Annotated in this window: 16 protein-coding genes; 10 read left to right on the forward strand and 6 right to left on the reverse strand. The window is 66.8% G+C overall.

Going from position 1 to position 19,224, the window contains the following annotated elements; translation table 11 throughout:
* Positions 1 to 85 precede the first annotated feature (85 nt).
* Genes acpS through maiA form a run of 4 tightly spaced genes read left to right on the forward strand, consistent with a single transcriptional unit; the run spans position 86 to position 3,088 of the window.
* On the forward strand, positions 86 to 496 hold the full coding sequence (gene acpS / locus IE187_RS11270; protein ID WP_140850854.1) for a holo-ACP synthase: 411 nt from the start codon (positions 86 to 88) through the stop codon (positions 494 to 496).
* Positions 493 to 1,395: a signal peptidase I gene (lepB, locus tag IE187_RS11275; protein WP_189676355.1), complete on the forward strand. Its 903-nt coding sequence runs from the start codon at positions 493 to 495 to the stop codon at positions 1,393 to 1,395. The genes acpS and lepB overlap by 4 nt, the downstream gene beginning before the upstream one ends.
* Positions 1,392 to 2,456 (forward strand): AI-2E family transporter, encoded by a 1,065-nt coding sequence (locus IE187_RS11280; RefSeq protein ID WP_133191483.1) that lies wholly within the window; start codon positions 1,392 to 1,394, stop codon positions 2,454 to 2,456. The genes lepB and IE187_RS11280 overlap by 4 nt, the downstream gene beginning before the upstream one ends.
* A complete protein-coding gene (gene maiA, locus IE187_RS11285) occupies positions 2,453 to 3,088 on the forward strand; it encodes a maleylacetoacetate isomerase (protein WP_189676356.1) in 636 nt (211 codons plus the stop codon). The genes IE187_RS11280 and maiA overlap by 4 nt, the downstream gene beginning before the upstream one ends.
* 21 nt (positions 3,089 to 3,109) lie before the next feature.
* On the opposite strand, the gene IE187_RS11290 is transcribed toward maiA, so the two are convergent.
* Positions 3,110 to 4,213 carry a glycosyltransferase gene (locus IE187_RS11290; protein WP_189676357.1) on the reverse strand — a complete coding sequence of 368 codons (1,104 nt, stop codon included), beginning with the start codon at positions 4,211 to 4,213 and terminating at the stop codon, positions 3,110 to 3,112.
* A gap of 304 nt (positions 4,214 to 4,517) precedes the next feature.
* On the opposite strand from IE187_RS11290, the gene IE187_RS11295 reads away from it, so the two are divergent.
* Genes IE187_RS11295 through IE187_RS11305 form a run of 3 tightly spaced genes read left to right on the forward strand, consistent with a single transcriptional unit; the run spans position 4,518 to position 7,109 of the window.
* Positions 4,518 to 5,372, forward strand: coding sequence for a hypothetical protein (locus IE187_RS11295; RefSeq protein ID WP_229839373.1), 855 nt, complete (start codon positions 4,518 to 4,520; stop codon positions 5,370 to 5,372).
* 2 nt (positions 5,373 to 5,374) lie between these two features.
* Positions 5,375 to 5,899: a DUF2141 domain-containing protein gene (locus IE187_RS11300; RefSeq protein ID WP_189676358.1), complete on the forward strand. Its 525-nt coding sequence runs from the start codon at positions 5,375 to 5,377 to the stop codon at positions 5,897 to 5,899.
* Positions 5,900 to 5,906: 7 nt separating this feature from the next.
* The gene (locus tag IE187_RS11305) at positions 5,907 to 7,109 is read left to right on the forward strand and encodes a glycosyltransferase (RefSeq protein ID WP_189676359.1); all 1,203 of its coding nucleotides are present in this window, start codon (positions 5,907 to 5,909) and stop codon (positions 7,107 to 7,109) included.
* Here the strand turns inward: IE187_RS11305 and IE187_RS11310 are convergent.
* A complete protein-coding gene (locus IE187_RS11310; RefSeq protein WP_229839374.1) occupies positions 7,094 to 8,560 on the reverse strand; it encodes a glycosyltransferase family protein in 1,467 nt (488 codons plus the stop codon). The genes IE187_RS11305 and IE187_RS11310 overlap by 16 nt on opposite strands.
* A 48-nt stretch (positions 8,561 to 8,608) precedes the next feature.
* A complete protein-coding gene (locus IE187_RS11315; RefSeq protein WP_189676360.1) occupies positions 8,609 to 10,039 on the reverse strand; it encodes a DUF2029 domain-containing protein in 1,431 nt (476 codons plus the stop codon).
* Positions 10,040 to 10,137: 98 nt separating this feature from the next.
* On the opposite strand from IE187_RS11315, the gene IE187_RS11320 reads away from it, so the two are divergent.
* Both IE187_RS11320 and IE187_RS11325 read left to right on the forward strand, forming a co-directional pair.
* Positions 10,138 to 11,763 carry an alkaline phosphatase D family protein gene (locus IE187_RS11320; protein WP_189676361.1) on the forward strand — a complete coding sequence of 542 codons (1,626 nt, stop codon included), beginning with the start codon at positions 10,138 to 10,140 and terminating at the stop codon, positions 11,761 to 11,763.
* Between the two features lie 81 nt (positions 11,764 to 11,844).
* Positions 11,845 to 12,852 (forward strand): LacI family DNA-binding transcriptional regulator, encoded by a 1,008-nt coding sequence (locus IE187_RS11325; RefSeq protein WP_189676362.1) that lies wholly within the window; start codon positions 11,845 to 11,847, stop codon positions 12,850 to 12,852.
* A 161-nt stretch (positions 12,853 to 13,013) separates the two neighbouring features.
* Here the strand turns inward: IE187_RS11325 and IE187_RS11330 are convergent, their stop codons facing one another.
* The gene (locus IE187_RS11330) at positions 13,014 to 14,054 is read right to left on the reverse strand and encodes a YeiH family protein (RefSeq protein ID WP_189676649.1); all 1,041 of its coding nucleotides are present in this window, start codon (positions 14,052 to 14,054) and stop codon (positions 13,014 to 13,016) included.
* A gap of 207 nt (positions 14,055 to 14,261) precedes the next feature.
* Between IE187_RS11330 and IE187_RS11335 the strand changes: the two genes are divergently transcribed.
* On the forward strand, positions 14,262 to 15,503 hold the full coding sequence (locus IE187_RS11335; protein WP_189676363.1) for an MFS transporter: 1,242 nt from the start codon (positions 14,262 to 14,264) through the stop codon (positions 15,501 to 15,503).
* A 148-nt stretch (positions 15,504 to 15,651) separates the two neighbouring features.
* Here IE187_RS11335 and IE187_RS11340 read toward each other — a convergent pair whose 3' ends face one another.
* On the reverse strand, positions 15,652 to 18,012 hold the full coding sequence (locus IE187_RS11340) for a TonB-dependent receptor (RefSeq protein ID WP_189676364.1): 2,361 nt from the start codon (positions 18,010 to 18,012) through the stop codon (positions 15,652 to 15,654).
* Positions 18,013 to 18,115: 103 nt separating this feature from the next.
* Positions 18,116 to 19,192: a Gfo/Idh/MocA family protein gene (locus tag IE187_RS11345; protein ID WP_189676650.1), complete on the reverse strand. Its 1,077-nt coding sequence runs from the start codon at positions 19,190 to 19,192 to the stop codon at positions 18,116 to 18,118.
* Positions 19,193 to 19,224: the final 32 nt, after the last annotated feature.

Here is a 19,224-nt window from a genome sequence, read left to right on the forward strand (position 1 = left end):
CTGGGGGAGGGCCGGTTCCTACGAGCGCGGCGCTGGAGGCACGCCCCTCCCCTAACCCTTCCCGCAAGCGGGAGGGGAATCTGCGATGATCATCGGCATCGGTTCGGACCTCTGTAACATCGAGCGGATCCAGGCGTCGCTCGACCGCTTCGGCGCGCGCTTCGAAAATCGCGTGTTCACCCCGCTCGAACAAGCGAAAGCCGCCCGCCGCCCTTTCACCAAGGCCGGCACGCTCGCCAAGCGCTTCGCCGCCAAGGAAGCTTTTTCGAAAGCCGTCGGTACCGGATTCAAGGCTGGCGTGTTCATGCGAGATATCGGTGTCGTCAACGCCCCCTCGGGCGCGCCGACACTGGCGCTGACCGGCGGGGCAAAGGCGAGGCTTGACGCGATCACGCCCGACGGCCACGTCGCGATGCTCCATTTGACGATGACCGACGATCACCCCTGGGCGCAGGCCTTCGTGATCATCGAAGCGGTCATGAAGGATAGCGTATGAGTGAGGATGTGGCCCTGCGCACGCAAGAGACGACCGAGCCCGTCCCCCACGAGCCCGCAACGCAGCCCATAAAGGGGCGGACCGACTGGGCGGGCGAAGTGCGCGGCATCTTCTGGCTGATCCTCGCGGTGCTCGGCTTCCACACCTTCATCGCCAAGCCGTTCTATATCCCTTCGGAATCGATGCTGCCGGGGCTGCTCGTCGGCGATCAGCTGGTCGTCAGCAAGTTCCCTTACGGCTGGTCGTTCGTCTCGCCGACCTTCCATCTGCTGCCGTTCATCAAGGGCCGCTTGCTTGGCCATCTGCCCGAGCGCGGCGACGTCGTCATCGTCACCCCGCCGGGCACCGAGACCGATTATATCAAGCGGCTGATCGGCCTGCCCGGCGACCGCCTAGAAGTGCGCGACGGCACCGTGATCCTCAACGGCGTGCCCGTGAAGCGCGGCCCGCTGCATTATGTCGACATCCCCAATTACGGCGGTGTTCAGCTTCCCGCGCCCGAACGCGCGACCTGCGATCTCGGCGACGACGCGCTGCGCACCGCCCCCGATGGCAAGACCGTCTGCCATGTCCCCGTCATCACCGAGACGCTGCCCAACGGGCGGCACTACGACACCGTCGAGCTCGGGCCGTCGATCGGCGATAACTATAAGGAAGTCACGATCCCGGCGGGTCACGTCTTCCTGATGGGCGACAATCGCGATCGCAGCGCCGACAGTCGCTTCTCGCTGGCCGAACAGGGCCTGGGTGGTCCGGTGCCGTGGGAATATCTCGGCGGTCGCGCCGAGTTCATCACCTTTTCCAAGACAGGCTTGGGAAGCTGGAACCCGCTGACCTGGGGACAATCGTTCCGCGGTGGCCGCGCCGGCACCTCGCTGCATGCGGAGCGTTCCCAGTGAGCGAAGACACGGCCCAAGCCAAGATCGTGACCGAACCGGCCCCCAACGAACTGCGCGATCCCTTCGTCCGACAGGAGTTGAAGCGCGCGACCGTGTGGCTCGGGCTGGCGGGCGCGATCGCGCTCGTCGTGTTGCTGATTCAGCCATTGCTGATCATCTTCGGCGGCCTCGTTTTCGCCTCGATGCTTGACGGCGGGGTGCGCCTGCTCGGCCGCGTGCTGCCGATCGGCCGCGCCTATCGGCTCGCGATCGTCGTGGTGCTGACCGTGCTGTTCATCGCGATCGTCTTCTATCTGACCGGCGCCGGCATCACCCAGCAGTTCGAGCAATTGCGCGCGACGTTGATGACCCAGGCGACCAAGCTTATCACCTGGGCCTCGCAAAAGGGGATCATGCCGGGCAAGGCCGATCTCAACGGCATCATGCAGCAGGCGCTCGGGTCGTTCGGCAAGCTTACCTCGTATCTCGGCATTGCGTTCGGCGCGCTGGCAAGTCTCGTCATGGTGCTGGTGATCGGCCTGTTCATCGCGATGGAGCCACGGCTCTACGAAGGCGGGCTGCAGTGGATGGTGCCGAGCGACCAGCGCAAGCGCTTCTCGGGCACGATCGAGGAGATGGCCAAGACGATGCGCCGGCTGCTTGCCGGGCGCTTGTTCGGCATGGCGATCGAAGGCGTTATGACAGGGATCGCGCTCGCCATTGCCGGCGTGCCGATGGCCTTGGTGCTCGGCATCATCACCGGCATCCTCGCCTTCATTCCCAATATCGGCGCAATCACCAGCGGGATCATCATGATCTCGGTCGGCTTCAGTGCGGGGATGAATACGGGGCTCGCCGCGATCGGCATCTATATCTTCATCCAGGGGCTCGACGGCTATGTCATCATCCCGATGGTCGCCAAACGAACGGTCGATCTGCCGCCGGCGCTGACGCTGTCGATGCAGATCCTCGCCGGTACGCTGTTCGGCATCATCGGGCTGACGCTCGCCGACCCGATGACCGCAATGATCAAGGTCGCGCTCGAGCGGAGCTCGGAGGCGGAGGGGGACGCCGAGGCATGATCCTCTACGATTATTGGCGCTCCTCGGCGGCGTATCGTGTCCGCATCGCGCTCAACCTCAAGCAGGTGGCGTATGAGAGCATCGCCGTCGATCTGACGCAGGGTGCGCAGCGCGCGTCCGAGTTTCTGGCGCGCAACCCGCAAGGCCTCGTCCCCGCACTCGCCATCGATGGGGCGATCCTGACGCAGAGCCTCGCGATCATCGACTATCTCGACACCGCCTATCCGGCGCCTGCGCTGCTGCCCGCCGATCCGGTCGCGCGCGCGCAGGTGCAGGCGCAAGCGCTGGTGATCGCCGCCGACATCCACCCGATCGACAATCTGCGCGTGCTCAACCAACTGACCGCGCAGTTCGGCGCCGATCAAGCCGCGCGCGAGACGTGGTATGCGCACTGGATCATCGAGGGGCTGACCGCGCTCGAAGCGATGACCGCCGATCTGCCCGGCCCCTTCCTCGGTGGCGCGGCGCCCAATCTCGCCGACATCTGCCTGGTGCCGCAACTCTACAACGCGCGCCGATTCGCCGTCCCGCTCGATGCCTGGCCACGCCTGGTCGCTGCGGATGCGGCGGCCAGCGCAGTGCCGGAGATCGCCGCCGCGCATCCTGACCGGGTCAAGCCGACCGCGGCCTGATCCCGACGGCGCGACGGCGCGTCAGGCCGCCATCGCAAAGCGGCGTTCGAGCACCACTTCGTCGAACAGATCGAGATAGGCCTCGGCGGCATGCTCGCCCGGCTGCGGCACCGGCCGCGGGCGTGCGCGACCGGGGGCAAGCCAGTCGTCAAGCGCCGCGACCAGCGCGCCCGCGTCCCCCGGCGTGACGATCGTGCCGAGCGACGGACGCGTGATGATCTCGCGCACCGCGACGCTCGAATCGGTGCTGATGACGGGCGTTCCGACCGCGAGTGACTCGCGCAGCACACCGGGTACGCCTTCGAAATCCGAAACGAGCGCCAGCGCCGCTGCGCGCGCGATCACCGGGGTGGGGTCGGCGACATGTCCCGGCAGCGAGACCCGCCCGCCAAGTCCGAGTGCGGCGATCTGCGCCTCTAGCGCGGGACGCTCGGCCCCCTCACCGACGATCATCAGCGCGATATCGCGATCGGCGATGCGATCGAACGCATCGATCAGCCGGTCCCAGCGCTTCTGCGGCGCGAGTCGCCCGACGCCGAGCAGGAACCGCCCGGCCGGCATGGCGGGCAGCACTGCATCGCGAGTGCCAAGGACCGGTGGATTGGGGATGACGCTCAACATCGCGCGATCCGCGCCCATCTCGGCACACGCTTCTTCCGCCATCGCGGGGCTCATCGCGACCAGCCGGTCGACAAAGCTCGGATGCCAGCGCAGCCAGCGGCGATAGGCCATCGCAAAGGCAGGACCGTGGTCGCGCCGAACCAGTGCGTTCGAAATCTTCGCAACAATCGGCGGACACGCGCTGCCGAGCCGCAATTTGGTCCAGGCCGCAAGCGCGGAATAGTGGTTGCCGGGGCAGAACAACACGTCGGGGCCAATCTCGTGCGTCACTGCGGCGAGGCCGCCCATGCCGATCATCGAGGACCGTCCGAGCAGCCGAGTCTCGACATTATCGGGCAGATCGCGCGACAGCGGGCCCGTGGCGTCGCCGATCACCAGCGTCACGCGCCGGCCGAGATCGCTCCATCCCTTGACGAGCCGCAGCAGCGCCTTTTCGACACCACCGCCCTCAAGCGTTTGGGCAAAAGCGAGAATATGCGCGGCGGGGGGTCTGGGACTCAACATGATGAGCGACGCTAACGTCACTTTGTAGCAAAAGTTTCCCCGGAAACGAGGAAACACGGCGTTCGTGCGATGACGCACGCCGTCGCGTCGCTCGACATACGGACGCGCGCGCGCCACACTTCTGCCGCTAAGCCGGGCCAATGCAGCGCTTCGACCGGCTTGAACCAGCGGACAAACGCGCCACGTGACACAGATGAAGACCGGCCCCGGACCTGGCGCTACGACCCCCGGGTCGGGACCCTACGCCCCTTTGCCCCCCTTGCCGGGATTGACCGGCAGCGCTGACCTTGCCGGATTGGAGCCGATGGCCCCGCTCAAGCGCCGTTGGCCGTCGTATCTCGGCGCCGCGGTTACGGTGGTGATGATCGTCTGGCTCGGGCTCAAGCTGCGCGCGCTCGGCGTCGACAGCCTCTTGGCGGCGATGCCGACCAACCCGCTCTTCTACCTCTTCTTCGCGCTGCTCTATATCGCGCCGGTGACGGGCGACTTCATCATCTTCCGGCGGCTGTGGGGGATCCCCGCGGCCGGCTTCGTCGCGCTGACGAAGAAGCGAATCGCCAACGACATCCTCAATTATTCGGGCGAGGCGTATTTCTACGCCTGGGCACGCCAACGCTCGTCGATGGTCGCCGCCCCGTTCGGCGCGGTGAAGGACGTCAGCATCCTCTCGGCGATCGCCGGCAACATGGTGACGCTCGCGATGATCGCCGTCGCCATGCCGCTCGGCATCGGGCTGCTCACCCCGCACGGGCTGCACAACGCGATCTGGTCGGTGGTCGCGGTGTTTGCGATGTCGCTGCCGTTCCTGATCTTTTCGAAGCGCGTCTTCTCGCTGCCGCGCGCGACCTTGTGGTGGATCTTCGGGGTCCATTGCTTGCGGTTGATCGCCGGCTGCATCCTGATCGCTTTTACATGGCATTTCGGCCTGCCGACGGTCACGCTCGGTATGTGGCTGTTGCTGTCGGCGGCGCGGATGATCGTCGGACGCTTGCCGCTGGTGCCGAACAAAGACCTCCTTTTCGCCACCTTCGCCACCTTATTGATCGGGCAAGATGCCGAGCTGTCGGTGCTGATCGCAGTGACGGCGGCGCTGCCGCTACTCGTCCATGTCGTGCTGGTCGCGATCTTCGGGCTGGTCGGCCTGGTGAGGAAGAATTGAAGATGCGCAAGATTCTGGCTGGGGTGACGGCGCTGCTCGCAGTGACAGGACTCCCCGCTGCGGCGCAGGCTGCGCAAGTGCTCGGCAGCGATGCCTCGGCGTGCAGCACCGGGGACCCCGCGATTCGCGTCAACGTCGAAGGGTTGAAGGACCGCACCGGCGAGTTGAAGCTCGAACTCTATCCCGCGACCGAGGCCGATTTCCTCAAGGACGATCGCGACCTGATCAAGGAAGGCAAGTTCTTCCGCCGCGTCCGCCTGCCGACGCCGCAGACCGGCCCGGTGAGCCTGTGCATCCGCGTGCCGACGCCTGGCCCCTATGCGCTGCTCTTCACGCACAATCGCGACGGCAAGAACAAGTTCAATTTCTGGAGCGACGGCGCGGGTTTTGCGAGCAACGTGAAGCTCGGTCGTACCCGCCCCAAGCTCGACATGGCGCGGATCGTCGTACCCGAGGGGGTTGTTACGACGACCATTCGTGCCCAATATCTGCGTGGGCTCGGTGGTTTCGGCCCGCTCGGGAGCTGATCCTGCGATGCGTATCGTCGACGTCAACGAATTCTACTCGCCGACCGGTGGCGGGGTGCGGACCTATATCGATCGCAAGATGGGGATCATGTCCGACCTCGGGCATGAGCTGATCGTGCTCGCGCCCGGTCGCGAAAACGCGATCGAGGAACGCCCGGGCGGCGGCAAGGTGATCTGGATCCAGACCGGCCATTTGCCGCTCGACCAGAATTACGGCCTGTTCTGGGACGCCGCGCCGATCCTGCGCTGGCTCGACGAACTGCAACCCGACGTCGTCGAGACGTCGTCGCCGTGGCGCTTGCCCTGGGTGATCGGCAAGTGGCAGCCCAAATACCCCGAGGGCGTCGTCAAGGCGTTCTTCATGCACAACGACAACATGGCGGCCTATGCGCTGCGCTGGTTCGAGGGGATGGCGCCGCAGGAGCGCCTCGAACAGGCGTTCGATTGGTACAGCCGCTACATGTCGCGCTTCCTCAAGCATTTCGATGCGGTCGTCACCAACGGCCCGGCGCTCGAAAAACGCCTCAAGGGGCGCGGCGTGCATATCGACGCATCGATGCCGCTCGGCATCGAACGCGGCCATTTCTCGCCCGATCTGCGCGACGGCCGGCTGCGCGCGGCGCTGCTCGCGCAGTGCGACTTGCCGCCGACCGGGCATTTGCTGCTCGGACTTGGACGCCATCATCCCGAGAAGCGCTGGCGCCTGGTGATCGACGCGGTCGAACGTGCCGGTTCCGAATTGCCGGTCGGGTTGATCCTGCTCGGCACCGGCGTCGAGAGCCGCCAGATCGAAGCGCGCATCGCGGGATCGCCGCACATCCGCATGTTCCGCCCGGTCTATGACCGCGAGCGGCTCGCGCGGATCGTCGCGAGCTGCGACGCGCTGATCCATGGCTCGGAGGCCGAGCCGTTCGGGCTCGTCGCGTCCGAGGCGATGGCGGGTGGCTTGCCGCTGATCGTTCCCGATACCGGCGGCTGCGCCGAAGTCGCCGACCGGCACGCGTCCGAATTCTACACCGCGCGCGATGCCCAAAGCGCGGCGATGGCGATCCATCGGCTGTTCGCGCGCGACCAGCGCGTGCTGCGCCGCGCGGTGCTGGTGGCCGCGACCAAGGTCCGCAGCGACCGCGACCATGCGATCGACCTGATGGCCTATTATCAGGGCTTGGTCGACGACAAGCGATCGCTCCCGCTTCAGCGCAGCGCGTAGACCGCGATCCTCCCGCGACCGAGCGGCAAATCGGAACGCTGGCGATAGCGCGCGGCGACATAGCGTTCGAACAGCGCGCGCAAATCGGCGCGCTCCCCGCTATAGACGGGTCCGAGCACGACGATTTCGGGCGACTGCGCCATGATCCGTTCGAGCTCGGCCTGCTGATCGACGCCGATCGCGCCGCGTTCCTTCGCCTGGCCGATATGGCGCGGGAAACGGTAGCGCGTCACCGTGCACCGATCCGCCAGCGGGTAGAGCATCGGCGAACCCGAAAAGACATAGAGACAACCCGGCCCGTGGCCGACCGCGCGCGTGACTGCGGCAAGGTCGGCGGGCGTCCCACGCTCATGGCGCTTGACCAGCAGGACGATCTGCGACGCCAGCAGGACGACGATCAGCAGCGGCACTCGGACCTGCGTCGCGCGATAATGCTCCGCGAAAAAGCCTGCCGCGCAGACGCAGAACGGCACCAGCAACGGCAAGCCATAATGGTCGAAATAGCCGCGAAACACCAATATGCCGAGCGCCGCGACGATCGCCCAGCCGACGAGCCAGCGGCGCAGTGCTTGGGTGTCGTCGTGCGCCGGCAACCGCGCCGCTAGGATCGCCATCGCGCCTAGCGGCGACCCGATCAGCAGCATCAGCGCAAGGTTGCCGAGCTCGCGCGGTATCGGATCGCTCCCGCGCGCGCCGATCGATTCGAAATTGGCGTAGAGAAAGGCGTCGCCCAGCCCGTGCGCCCCGAACCACGCCCACACCGCCACCGTCGGTACAGCGGCAAGCACCGCAAGCGGCGTGGCGAGCAGCACGACCCCCCACCATGATCGTCCGAGCCGCCACTCGCGCGCCATCCACCACAGCCCGAAGAACGCGCCTTCGAACACGACGGTATATTTGATCTGCAGCGCCAGCCCGACCAATGCGAGCGCGGCACAGCCGTGGGCGAGGCGGCGCGTCGGATGGGCGGCATCGTCGGGCCGCGGCGCGAGCAAGCTCGCTGCGCCGACCATCAGCAGATTGTAGAAGACCGGAGTCTGCCCACCCTCGCCTTCGAGCAGGTTGAGCCACAGCAGATAGGCGATCGCCGCAGGAAGCGCGCCCTTCGCCCAGCCCGCGCGATCCGCCAGTCGCGCGATCAGCGTCGCGGTCGCGGTGACACTCGCCAGCGCCATCGCCTGATACGCCCAGATCCCGAGCGGCAGCCCCAGCGCGGCGGCGGGCACGTAGAGCAGGAACAGCCCGACCGGCTTGCGGTCCCACACATCGACATAGGGAATCGCGCCGTGCACGATCGCGTGCGCGGTGGCGTAATAGAATTCCTCGTCGACATGCAGGATCGGGTTGCCGAAGGTCAGCGCGCGGACAAGCAGCGCGACCCCGAACAGCAGCACCCAACGCGGAACGCGCGTGACCGACGATCGGAACGAGGAAGCGGCGATATCCGTCACGGCTGCGTCGCTAGGTCGACATTCGGGCGAAACGAGGGCGCAGGGGGGTTAGCGGACGTACAACCGGAAGCGCGCGCTCGCGATCGGCACCGCGCGATAGTGCCGCATCAGCGCCCACCGCTCGAGCCGCGCATCGAGCATCGCATCGCCGCTGCTCCAGCCGCCCTCGCCCCCGACCAGGATCGCCGCGGGCGGCGCCTGGTCGAGCCCGACTAGCCGATCGGCCGACACGAGATGCATCCCGGCCTCGCGGGGCGCGGGAAGCAAGGCATGGCTGCGGAAATAGAACGGCCCGGTCGCGAAGCGACGATCGGGCAGCGCGTGCGTCGCACCCAGGAATTGCGGCGAGAGCGTCGCGATCGGACCGCGGACGCCCGCTTGGTCGAGCGCAAGCGCGATCGCACGCCCCTCACTCACGGCCGCGAGGAGCGAAGTTGCGCCGCGCGACTGTGCCGCTTCGATCAGCGTCGGGGCGAGCCCCGCGCCAACGCTCACCGCCGCCGCTACGCGCATCCAGCGCGCAGGTCGTGCGCGCTGCCATTCGAGCGCGAGCAAGACGAACAGCGGCGGCAGCGCCGGCAACAGATATTGCCGCCAGGTCGGCAGCGGCAGCAATGCCGCCACCAGCCCCGCGCCCAGCAGAACCGCGAGCACATCCGGCCGCCACAGCCGCTTGCGAATGGCGACCAGCGCCAGCAGCGCCGGCCCCAGCGCGAGGAATTTGAGGCTGTCGACCGCCTTGCCCAGCAGCGAGAGCTTCCACGGCCGATCGGCGTAGAATTCGGCAGGCGCCACCGCGGGAAAGGTGATCGTCTCGAACACGAACGCCGCGGGCGCGAGCGCCCAGCTCGAGGCGACCAACCCCGCAACAGGCACAGCTCCGAGCACCACCGAGACCGGCCGATGCCGCCGGTCGAACAACGCATAGCCACCGTAAGCCACCGCCGGGATCGCATAGGACAGCTTCGCCGCCGCCGCCGCCGCAAGCAGCACCCCGACCAGCATCGCTGACCCCCGCGTCCCACCGCCGCGCTCCGCCCGCCCGATCGGGATCAACGCGGCAGCGAGCAAGGCCGCCGGAAGCGCGTCGTTGCGCGCGGTCGAAAGGCTGAACAGCAGGATGTCGCAGGCGCCGAGCAGCCCGGCAGTCGCCAGCGCAGCACCTGCCCCCGCCCCCGCCTCGCGCGCCGCGCGCCAGACGCAGCCAAGGATGCACACGCCGAGCAACGCATTGGCGAGCCGCAACGCAAGCCATGCATGTGCCCCCGCCGCCCAGGCGATCGGCGCAAAGAGCAGTGGCTGCAACGGTGTCTGGAGATACGCATAGTCGCTATACGGCAGCTCGCCTTGCGCGCTCAGCAACGCCGCGGCGACATATTGGCTTTCGTCATGGTCGATCGGGTGGAGCAAGGCGAGCGCTGCGAACACCACCAGCGCGGCCGCCAGCCAGCGCCACGGCAAACCCACCGATCGTGTCATCGCGCCCTCATCGACGCGGCTTACGCTGCACGATTGCCGCTGTCACGAACGCGCCATATCCCGGTGGCAGGGAATCGCAATCTTCTGGAGATCCGCGCATGACCATCCGTATCGACCGCCGCTCGTTCCTACTGACCGGCTCGCTCGGGATCGGCGCGTTTGCCGTGCCGGGCTTCGCGCAGACGCCCTCGGTGACGAGCACGCGCGGCTTCACGCATTCGGTCGCCAGCGGCGAGCCTGCCAGCGATTCGATGCTGCTGTGGACGCGCTACGTTCCCGCCGCCGGCGACACCGCCGAAGTCCGCGTCGAACTGTCCGAAACCCCCGATTTCGCGCGCGTCGCAGCCGGCGGATCGCAGATCACCGGCGTGTGGCGCGATTTCACCGCCAAGATCACCGTCGACGGATTGAAGCCCGCCACGCGCTATCACTTCCGCTTCGTCGCCCCCGACGGCAGCTTCTCGCCCGTCGGCACGACGCGCACGCTCCCGGTCGGCCCGGTCGATCGCTTCCGCACCGCGACCTTCTCGTGCTCGAACATGCCCTATGGCTATTTCAACGCCTATGCCCACGCCGCCGCGCGCGACGACATCGACCTCGCGATCCATCTCGGCGACTATTTCTACGAATATCGCGCGGGCGACTATCCCGCGCTCAAGGACCAAGTCGCCGGCCGCGTGCCCTTGCCCGCAACCGAATTGCTCCACCTCGCCGACTATCGCATCCGCTATGCCAGCTATCGCAGCGACCCGGCCTTGCAGGCGCTCCACCAGAAGCTGCCGATGATCGTGCAGTGGGACGACCACGAATCGGCGAACGACAGCTGGGAGGGCGGCGCCGAGAATCATCAGGCCGACGAAGGCGACTGGAATGCGCGCCGCGCCGCTTCGATCCAGGCGTATCGCGAATGGATGCCGGTCTCGGACGAGCCGTGGAAGGCGTATGAGATCGGCACGCTCGCCACGCTGTTCCGCACCGAGACGCGCCTCCTCGCGCGCACCAAGCAGCCCGATGTCGCCCCGCTGTTCAAGGAAACCGATCCGACCGCCGCGCTGAAGGCGTTCCGCAACGGCGCGTGGATGGACCCGGCGGTGACGATGATGGGCAGCCAGCAGGAAAGCTGGCTCAGCCACGCGATGGCGCAATCGGTCCGCGCCGGGCAACGCTGGCAAGTCGTCGGCTTCGGCACGATCATGGGCGAGACGATGATGCCGCAGGACGCGCTGAGCTGGGTCGCCCCCGATGCCCCGGCGCGCGCGAAAAACTATATCCTCGCCGGTGTCGCCGCCGCCAAGGCGGGCCTGCCGTTCAACTACGACAATTGGGGCGGCTATCCCGCCGCGCGCGCGCGCTTCCTCAAGGGCGCGCAGGCGCTCGGCGCGAACCTCATCGTGCTGTCGGGCGACAGCCACAATGCCTGGGCGTACGATCTCGGCCAGGACGGCAAGCCCGCTGGCGTCGAATTCGCCGGCCACGCGGTGAGCTCGCCCGGCTATGAGGCCGCTTCGCGCACCGATCCAAAGGTGATCGCAGCGACGCTCGTCCGCGCCAATCCCGAGCTCAAATGGTGCGACACCTCGCGTCGCGGCTATATGGCGATGACGCTGACGCCGACCAAGGCGAGCAACGACTGGATCATGCTCGAGACGATCAAGGCCGCGAACACCAGCGCGAGCATCGGCCACACCGCGACGATCGAGCGCGGCCGCAACACGATGGCATAACACGCGCCCGGGGTGGATGCGTATTGCCGACCCGGCCCTGCTGCGGCACACCCCGCGGCAGGGCAATGGGGAGCCGGCATTTTGCGCGTGACGATCAAGGACGTGTCGCGAGTTTCGGGCGTATCGATCAAGACCGTCTCGCGCGTCCTCAACAAGGAGCGCTATGTCGGCGTCGAGACGCGCGCCAAGGTCGAGGCCGCGGTCGCCGAGCTCAACTTCCGCCCGAGCACGGCGGCACGCTCGCTCGCGGGAAAGCGCAGCTTCCAGATCGCGCTGATCTGCGACAATCCCAGCCCCTATTATGTCTATGAGATGCAGTCGGGGATCCGCGATCGCTGCGCGCAGGACGGCGTGCGGATGATCGCGCAACCGTATGACCGCAACGCGGCGACGCTGCTCGACGATATCGAAAATCTGGTCGATGCGACGCATGTCGACGGCTTGATCCTGACCCCGCCGGTGTCGGACCACCCGCAGGTGCTCGATCTGCTCGAACGGCGCGGTGTGCGCTTCGTCCGCGTCTCGCCCGGGAGTGCGGTCGATCTGGCAAGCTCGACCTTCATCGACAATGAGCGTGCGGCGCGCGTGATGACGGCGCATCTGCTCGAGCTCGGGCATCGCCGGATCGGTTTCATCGCCGGGCATCCGAGCTATGCGACGAGCGGGCAACGGATGCGCGGCTATGCGCGTGCGCTCGGGCAGGAAGGTCTTTCGCTCGATCCGATCCTGGTGCGCGAGGGCAGCTACGACTTTGCCTCGGGCGCACGCGCAGCGGAGGCGTTGCTCGCGCTCGACGTGCCGCCGACCGCGATCTTCGCATCGAGCGACGACATGGCGGCAGGCGTGCTGACGGTAGCGCATCGCCGCGGGCTGGCGGTGCCGGGGCAGCTTTCGGTCGCCGGGTTCGACGATGCCGCGCTTGCTGGCTTCGTCTGGCCGCCGCTCACCACGATCCGCCAGCCGACGCGCGAAATGGCGTATCAGGCCGCCGACCTGCTGCTCGCCCCAGCCGATGCGCCGATCGAGCGGCGCGAAGTGGCGTTCGAACTGATCGTGCGCGAATCGACCGGGCCGGTCGCGCAGGGCTGAGGGATCGCGCCGTATCTGCTCAAGGCGTGCGCTCTCATCCGTTCGGGCTGAGCCTGTCGAAGCCCCGCGCTCCACGCACGCCGCTCGCGAGCGGCGAAGGCCCTTCGACAGGCTCAGGGCGAACGGACGCGGGATGCACGCACCCGCGCGCTTGAAGCCCTCTAACCGATCAGCAGCAGCGCCGCCGCGAGCGCCAGGCCGAACGCCACCAGCGTCGCGATCAGGATGACCAACAGCGGCTTGGGCCCCGCCTCGAGCAGCTGCGCGAGCGGCGAGCGGATTGCGGTCGCGGTGACCGCCGTCGCGAGCATCGCCGCGGCGGCCTTCTCGGCGCCGCCCGCGACGATCGGCGGGATCACGCCGAACGAATTGATCCCGGCGAGCACGAAGAAGCCGATCACGAACCACGGCACCCCCGGCCCCTTGGCGGCACCTTCGCCGCCGCCGCCCCAGCGCGCGAGCCCCATCGCCACCACAGCGAGCACCGGCGCGAGCAACGCCACGCGCGTCAGCTTGACGATCGCGGCGATCCCGCCTGCGCCGTCCGAATAGGAATAGCCCGCCCCCAGCGCCTGCGCGACGTCGTGGATCGCCGCGCCGAGCAGGAAGCCGGCCTTGAGATCGCTCATGTGGAAGGCGTGCGCGACGAGCGGATACAGCATCATCGCGGAAGCGCTCATCGCCGAGATGCCAACGAGCACCAGCGTCAGTTGCGCTTGCGTCGTGCGTTTCTCGCCGAGCGTCGTCGCCAGCGCCATCGCCGCGCTCGCGCCACAGATCGCGACCGACCCGCCGGCAAGGATGCCGAACGCGGTATCGAAACCGAAGCGCCGCGCCGCGAGGATCCCCGCCCCCATCGTCAGCGCGACGATCAGCACGACGCACAGCAAGGCGACCGGTCCGAGCGCGACGATCTGCCCGAAGGTGATCCGAACTCCGACGAGTACGATCCCCCAGCGCAACAGCGAGCGCGAGGCGAAGGCGAGGCCCGGCGTCAACCGCGCGTCGGCGCTCAGGAAATTGAGCGCGAGGCCGATCAGCAACGCCATCAGCGTCAGCGGCACGCCGTAATGATCCGACAGGAAGCCCGCGGCGAGCGTCCCCATCGCCACCACGACGAGCCCGGGGACATAGCCGCGCCAGTCATGCTTGGGCGCGGTTTCGATGTCGCCGTACAGATCGCCATAAAGATCGGCAGCCATCGGGAGCGGACGTTTCGGTTGCTTGGTCGCCATCTTGCTCCACCCTTGCGCCGCCGCGGGCTTATCCCGCAGTCTCCCGTACACCACAGCGCAGTCTTGGGTCTTGCGATGCGGCGATCCTCAGGACAAGCCCGAGCGAAGAAGGTCTAGCCCGAAGCGCGATTATCTGACAACGCTGTCTCAAGAAAAAGATGGGAGTGGATCGGAATGGCAATCAGGGGCGGCGCAGCGCGCTGGATCATCGTCGCGATGGTGTTCGTCGCGGTGATGCTCAATTATGTCGATCGACAGATCCTCGCGTTGCTCAAGCCAACGCTCGAGGCGCAGTTCAAATGGTCCGATCAGGACTATGCGAATATGGGCACCGCCTTCCAGATCGCGACGGCGTTCGCGTTTCTCGGCACCGGCTGGTTCCTCGACCGCGTCGGCCTGCGGCTCGGCTTCGCGCTCGGCGTGCTGATCTGGAGCCTCGCGGGCATGGCGCATGCCTTTGCGACCTCGGTCCCCGCCTTCTTCGCCGCGCGCATCGTGCTCGGCATCGCCGAATCGGTCGGCACGCCGGCTGCGGTCAAATCGGCGGCGACCTATTTCAACCACAAGGACCGCCAGATCGCGCTCGGCATCGGCAACACCGCGCCCAATATCGGCGCGATCATCACGCCGCTGTTCATCCCCGCGCTCGCGGTGGCGTTCGGCTGGCAGGCGGCGTTCCTGCTCGCGGGCGGGCTTGGCGTCGTCTGGGTGGTCGTGTGGTTCGGGGTCCGCATCAAGCCCGTCGCGCTCGACGCAGTCGCGCCGGCGCCAGTGCCGTGGCTCAGCGTTCTGCGCAGCCGCGAGACCGCCGCGATCGCGATCGCCAAGGTACTGTCGGACCAAGTGTGGTTCTTCATGCTGCTATGGCTGCCCGATCTGTTCCACCGGCTGTTCGGCCTCCCGCAGGGTACGCTCGGGCTGCCGGTGGCCTTGGTCTATGTGCTTGCGGCGTGCGGTGCGTTGACCGGCGGCTTCGTGCCGTCGCGGCTGATGGCGATGGGCTGGAGCGTCAACCGCGCGCGGAAAACCGCGATGCTGGGCTATGCCTTGCTCGTGTTGCCGGTGGTGTTCGTCCAGTCGGTGTCGAGCCCGTGGAGTGCAGCGTTGCTGCTCGGCCTCGTGCTGTTCGCGCATCAGGGCTTCTCGACCAACGTGTTCGGCGTGACGACCGACATCACCCCGGCGCGCTCGGTCGGTTCGCGCATCGGGATCGCGGCGTTCTGCGGCAATCTCTGCTCGATCGGGATGATCCAGTTCCAGGCCTATGCGCTGGCGCATGGCTGGGGCTACGCGCCGGCGCTGGCGATCTGCGCCGGGTCGTATCTGGCGGCGCTGCTGGCGATCCACCTGCTGATCCCGGTGATCGTGCCGGTGGATGAAAGCGAACGCGGCGACGGCTTGGTGGCCGCACACTAAATCCTCCCGCGCGGAGCGGGGGAGGAGGAGGATGCGCATTTAGCGAATGGTGGAGGGAGCGCCGCCGCATGCGCATCGCTTGCGGAAAGCCCCCTCCGTCAGCCGTCGGCTGCCGCCTCCCCCGCCGCGCGAGGGAGGATTTGACAGATCAGAACGTAACGCGTCCGGTCACCCCGTAATAGCGATCGGCGTCGCGCGGGATCTGGTAGCGATACGCACCGCCCGGCCCGCCATTGATGATCGACGCGGCAAAGCTCTGGTCGAACAGGTTCCGCACCTGGAAGGTCAGCTTGTAATGCTCGTCCTTGCTGACGAGCCCGGCCGAAAGATTGACCAGGCCGTACGCCCCGATCGTGCCGAGCCGCCGCTGGACCGCATCGGCCGAGAACAGCCCAAGCTCGCTGCTCTGGTACGACCCTTGCGCGCCTAGCAGAATATCGGCGAACCCGCTGGTGCGCACGCGATAGTCGGCGCTGAGATTGCCCTTCCACTTCGGTGCGAAGCCAAGCGGCGTTCCGTTGGGTACCGCAGCGGCGCCCGGTGCCGGCACGCGGAAATTGTCGACATGCGCGTCGGTATAGGCAAGCCCGCCGGTCAGGCTGAGATCGCGCACCGGACGGAAGGTCGTGTCGAGCTCGACCCCGCGCGTCGAGACGTCACCCGCATTGGTGAAGCGCGTGACGACCACACCCGCGACGAGATCGGGATTGTTCGCCTGGAAATTATGATATTTGGCGTAATAGGCGGCCAGATTGAGCGTCAGCTTGCCCCCGAAGAAGGTGTTCTTGAGCCCGATCTCGTACGAATCCGACGTCTCGGGCGCGATCACGTTGGTGCCCGTTGCAGTCAGGTTGAAGAAGACGTTGAACGCCGGCCCCTTATAGCCGCGGGCGTAGGTCGCATAAGCGGTCGAACCGCGCGAAATGTCGAACTGGACGCCGGCCTTGCCCGACAGATTCTCGTTGGTCGCCTTGCCGCGGAACGGCACGCCGTTCGAGACACCGCCGCCGAGACCGTTATTGTACACACCCGCGTCGAAATTGGTGTTGATGCCGGGGCCGTTGAGCGCCGTGCGGCGGATGTGGAACACGTCGAGCTGGTCGACCGTATAGCGCAACCCACCGATCACGCGGAAGCGCGACGCGATGTTGATCGTCCCCTGCCCGAACAGCGCGAAATTCTTGAACACCGATCCGAAATCGGCGGTGCCGGTCGGGAAGGTCGAGGGCGCGGCGAGCGGGCTCGAGCACGGCGTCAGCACGGTCGGCGCGGGCGTGGCCAGCGAATTGCAGACCTGATCGTTGCGCGTGAAGATCCGCTCGCTTTCGGCGCGCGAATAATAGGCACCGAGGACATAGGTCAGGAACTGGTGCCCGGGCGAGGTCAGCCGCAATTCCTGGCTGAAGGTGTTGCCCGTCTGCGGACCGAAATCGTGCAGCTGGTTGAAGCCGATATAGGCGGCGGGCAGGAAATCGCCGTCGCGGATCTCGGTATTCTTGTAGTTGCGATAGGCGGTGATCGAGGTGACGGTCTGCGTCCCCGCCTCGATATCGGCCTGGAGCGAGAAGCCGTAGCCGGTCTCGGTCGTGCGCGTGACGAGGTTTTGCGCGAGCTCGCGCGTGTCGGCGCCGCGTGGCGTCGGCAGCACCGCGGTCGAGGCGTTGGTGGTGACGAGGCCAGTCGCGCCGTTGATCGGCCCGGTGGCGATCACCTCGCCGCAGCAATCGTCATTGTTGTGGTGATAATCGGCAATGAAGGCGAGCTTCACGTTCGGCCCGGCATCGGCATCGAGCTGCAGCCGGCCGCCATAATGTTCGAAGCCGTTGACCAGCTTGCCGTTGGCGGTGTTGCGGATGTTGCCGTCGTAATTGGTGTAGAAGCCCGTCAACCGCGAGCGCACGCTGTCCCCGAGCGGCACGTTGAGCACCGCGCGGCCGCGATATTCGCTGTCGGTGAAGAAGCCCGCCTCGGCATAGCCGCCAAACGTGCTCGTCGGCTTTTTCGAGATGATGTTGATCACGCCCGCCGACGCGTTCTTGCCGAACAGCGTGCCCTGCGGCCCGCGCAGCACTTCGAGCTGATCGATGTCGACCAGATCGCCGAACGCTTCGCCCGCGCGCGCGAACACGACGCCGTCGACGACGGTCGAGATCGACGGCTCGCCCGCGATCGAGAAGGTCGAGGTGCCGACGCCGCGCAGGAACAGCGACTGGTTGAGCGTCGTCCCCGATTTGAGGAAGTTGAGCGACGGCACGAGATATTGCGCGCCCTCGAGGCTGGTCTTGCCCTGCGTGGCGAGCGCGTCGCCCGACACGACCGTCACCGCGACCGGCACGTCCTGCAGACGCTCGGAGCGCTTCTGCGCGGTGACGATGATGTCACCGGGCGCGGCGTCTTCGGGGGCAGCCGGTTCGGCTTGCGGGGCGGGTTCGGGCGCAGTCTGCGCATAGGTCGGCGCGGCGGCGAGCAACGCGAGCGTGGCAGCGCCAGTCAGGTAAAGAGCTTTCATCATCATCCCCTTCGGTAAAATCCCATCTTGGCGATGGGTATTATCGTCTTGATCGTTCTGACAGCGTGATCAGGCTTGCCAGCAGTAAAGTTCCGCTTCGCGCTCAGACTCCGAGCTCGGCCATTTCGACGACGCGATGCTCGCGCGCGCTGATCTCGGCGGCGGTGCCGATCGCGACCGCCATCATACCATCATGCGCGGTGACGTCGACTGGTCCCGCCCCGCGCACCGCGGCGTTGAAGCGCTGATGCTCGTAGAAGGTCGATCCGTGATGGCTGCCCGCGTTGAGCGCGGTCTCGTCGGTATGAACAACGCGGCGCGTCGCCTGCTTGGGATTGCGGAAGCCGACGCGCGGGGAATGGACCAGCGCGCCCTCGGGGATCAGCACGTCGAGCCGCGCATCGCTGCCGACTGCGGTGATCTCTTCCTGATTTTCTGCGCCATCGGCGAACATCGACAGGTCGAGCATCGCGCGCACGCCGTTGGCGAAATCGACCGTCGTATAGCTGTTGTCGATGATGTCGGGCCGTTCGCCGCCATACGTCTCATCGAGATGGTTCACGTCCATCGCGCCCGAGCAATAGACTCGCACTGCCTCGCTCTGCGTGATCAGCCGCATCAGGTCGAAGAAGTGGCAGCATTTCTCGACCATCGTCCCGCCGGTGTTGCGGTTGAAGCGGTTCCAATCGGCAACCTTGACGAGGAACGGGAAGCGATGCTCGCGGATCGACAGCATCTGCAGCCGCCCGATCTTGCCGCCATGGATGTCGGCGATGAACTCGGCCGCGGGCGGCATGTAGCGATATTCCATCGCGGTCCAGAAGACCTTGTCGGTGGCGCCCGCGCGATCGACGATCCAGCGGCAATCGTCGAGCGTCGTCGCGAGCGGCTTTTCGCACAGGATGTGAAGCCCCGCATCGAACAGCGGCTCGAGCACCGAACGGTGCGTGAAATTGGGGCTGGCGACGATCACCGCATCGCACAGCCCGCTGCTGGCGAGCGCCTCGACCGAATCGAACGCGGTCGCCTGCGCGGCCTTGTCGCCGAGCGCGTCCTTGGCCCAGCCGAGCGACCCCGCCGCGGGATCGGCAAGCGCGGTCACCACCGCACCCGGCGTGATGGCAAGGTTGGTGATGTGCTCGACGCCCATCATTCCAGTGCCGACCAGGCCATATCGCACTTGCTCTACCACGGGATTCGCCTCATATGACA

Origin of the sequence: Sphingomonas glacialis, assembly GCF_014653575.1 — a bacterium.
Lineage (GTDB): Bacteria > Pseudomonadota > Alphaproteobacteria > Sphingomonadales > Sphingomonadaceae > Sphingomonas > Sphingomonas glacialis.

What these genes read in the sequence shown, in the direction of transcription:
- acpS (WP_140850854.1), top strand. Translation starts at nt 86, where the DNA reads ATGATCATCGGCATCGGTTCGGACCTCTGTAACATCGAGCGGATCCAG.
- lepB (WP_189676355.1), top strand. Translation starts at nt 493, where the DNA reads ATGAGTGAGGATGTGGCCCTGCGCACGCAAGAGACGACCGAGCCCGTC.
- maiA (WP_189676356.1), top strand. Translation starts at nt 2,453, where the DNA reads ATGATCCTCTACGATTATTGGCGCTCCTCGGCGGCGTATCGTGTCCGC.
- IE187_RS11290 (WP_189676357.1), bottom strand. Translation starts at nt 4,213, where the DNA reads ATGTTGAGTCCCAGACCCCCCGCCGCGCATATTCTCGCTTTTGCCCAA.
- IE187_RS11295 (WP_229839373.1), top strand. Translation starts at nt 4,518, where the DNA reads ATGGCCCCGCTCAAGCGCCGTTGGCCGTCGTATCTCGGCGCCGCGGTT.
- IE187_RS11300 (WP_189676358.1), top strand. Translation starts at nt 5,375, where the DNA reads ATGCGCAAGATTCTGGCTGGGGTGACGGCGCTGCTCGCAGTGACAGGA.
- IE187_RS11305 (WP_189676359.1), top strand. Translation starts at nt 5,907, where the DNA reads ATGCGTATCGTCGACGTCAACGAATTCTACTCGCCGACCGGTGGCGGG.
- IE187_RS11315 (WP_189676360.1), bottom strand. Translation starts at nt 10,039, where the DNA reads ATGACACGATCGGTGGGTTTGCCGTGGCGCTGGCTGGCGGCCGCGCTG.
- IE187_RS11320 (WP_189676361.1), top strand. Translation starts at nt 10,138, where the DNA reads ATGACCATCCGTATCGACCGCCGCTCGTTCCTACTGACCGGCTCGCTC.
- IE187_RS11330 (WP_189676649.1), bottom strand. Translation starts at nt 14,054, where the DNA reads ATGGCTGCCGATCTTTATGGCGATCTGTACGGCGACATCGAAACCGCG.
- IE187_RS11335 (WP_189676363.1), top strand. Translation starts at nt 14,262, where the DNA reads ATGGCAATCAGGGGCGGCGCAGCGCGCTGGATCATCGTCGCGATGGTG.
- IE187_RS11340 (WP_189676364.1), bottom strand. Translation starts at nt 18,012, where the DNA reads ATGAAAGCTCTTTACCTGACTGGCGCTGCCACGCTCGCGTTGCTCGCC.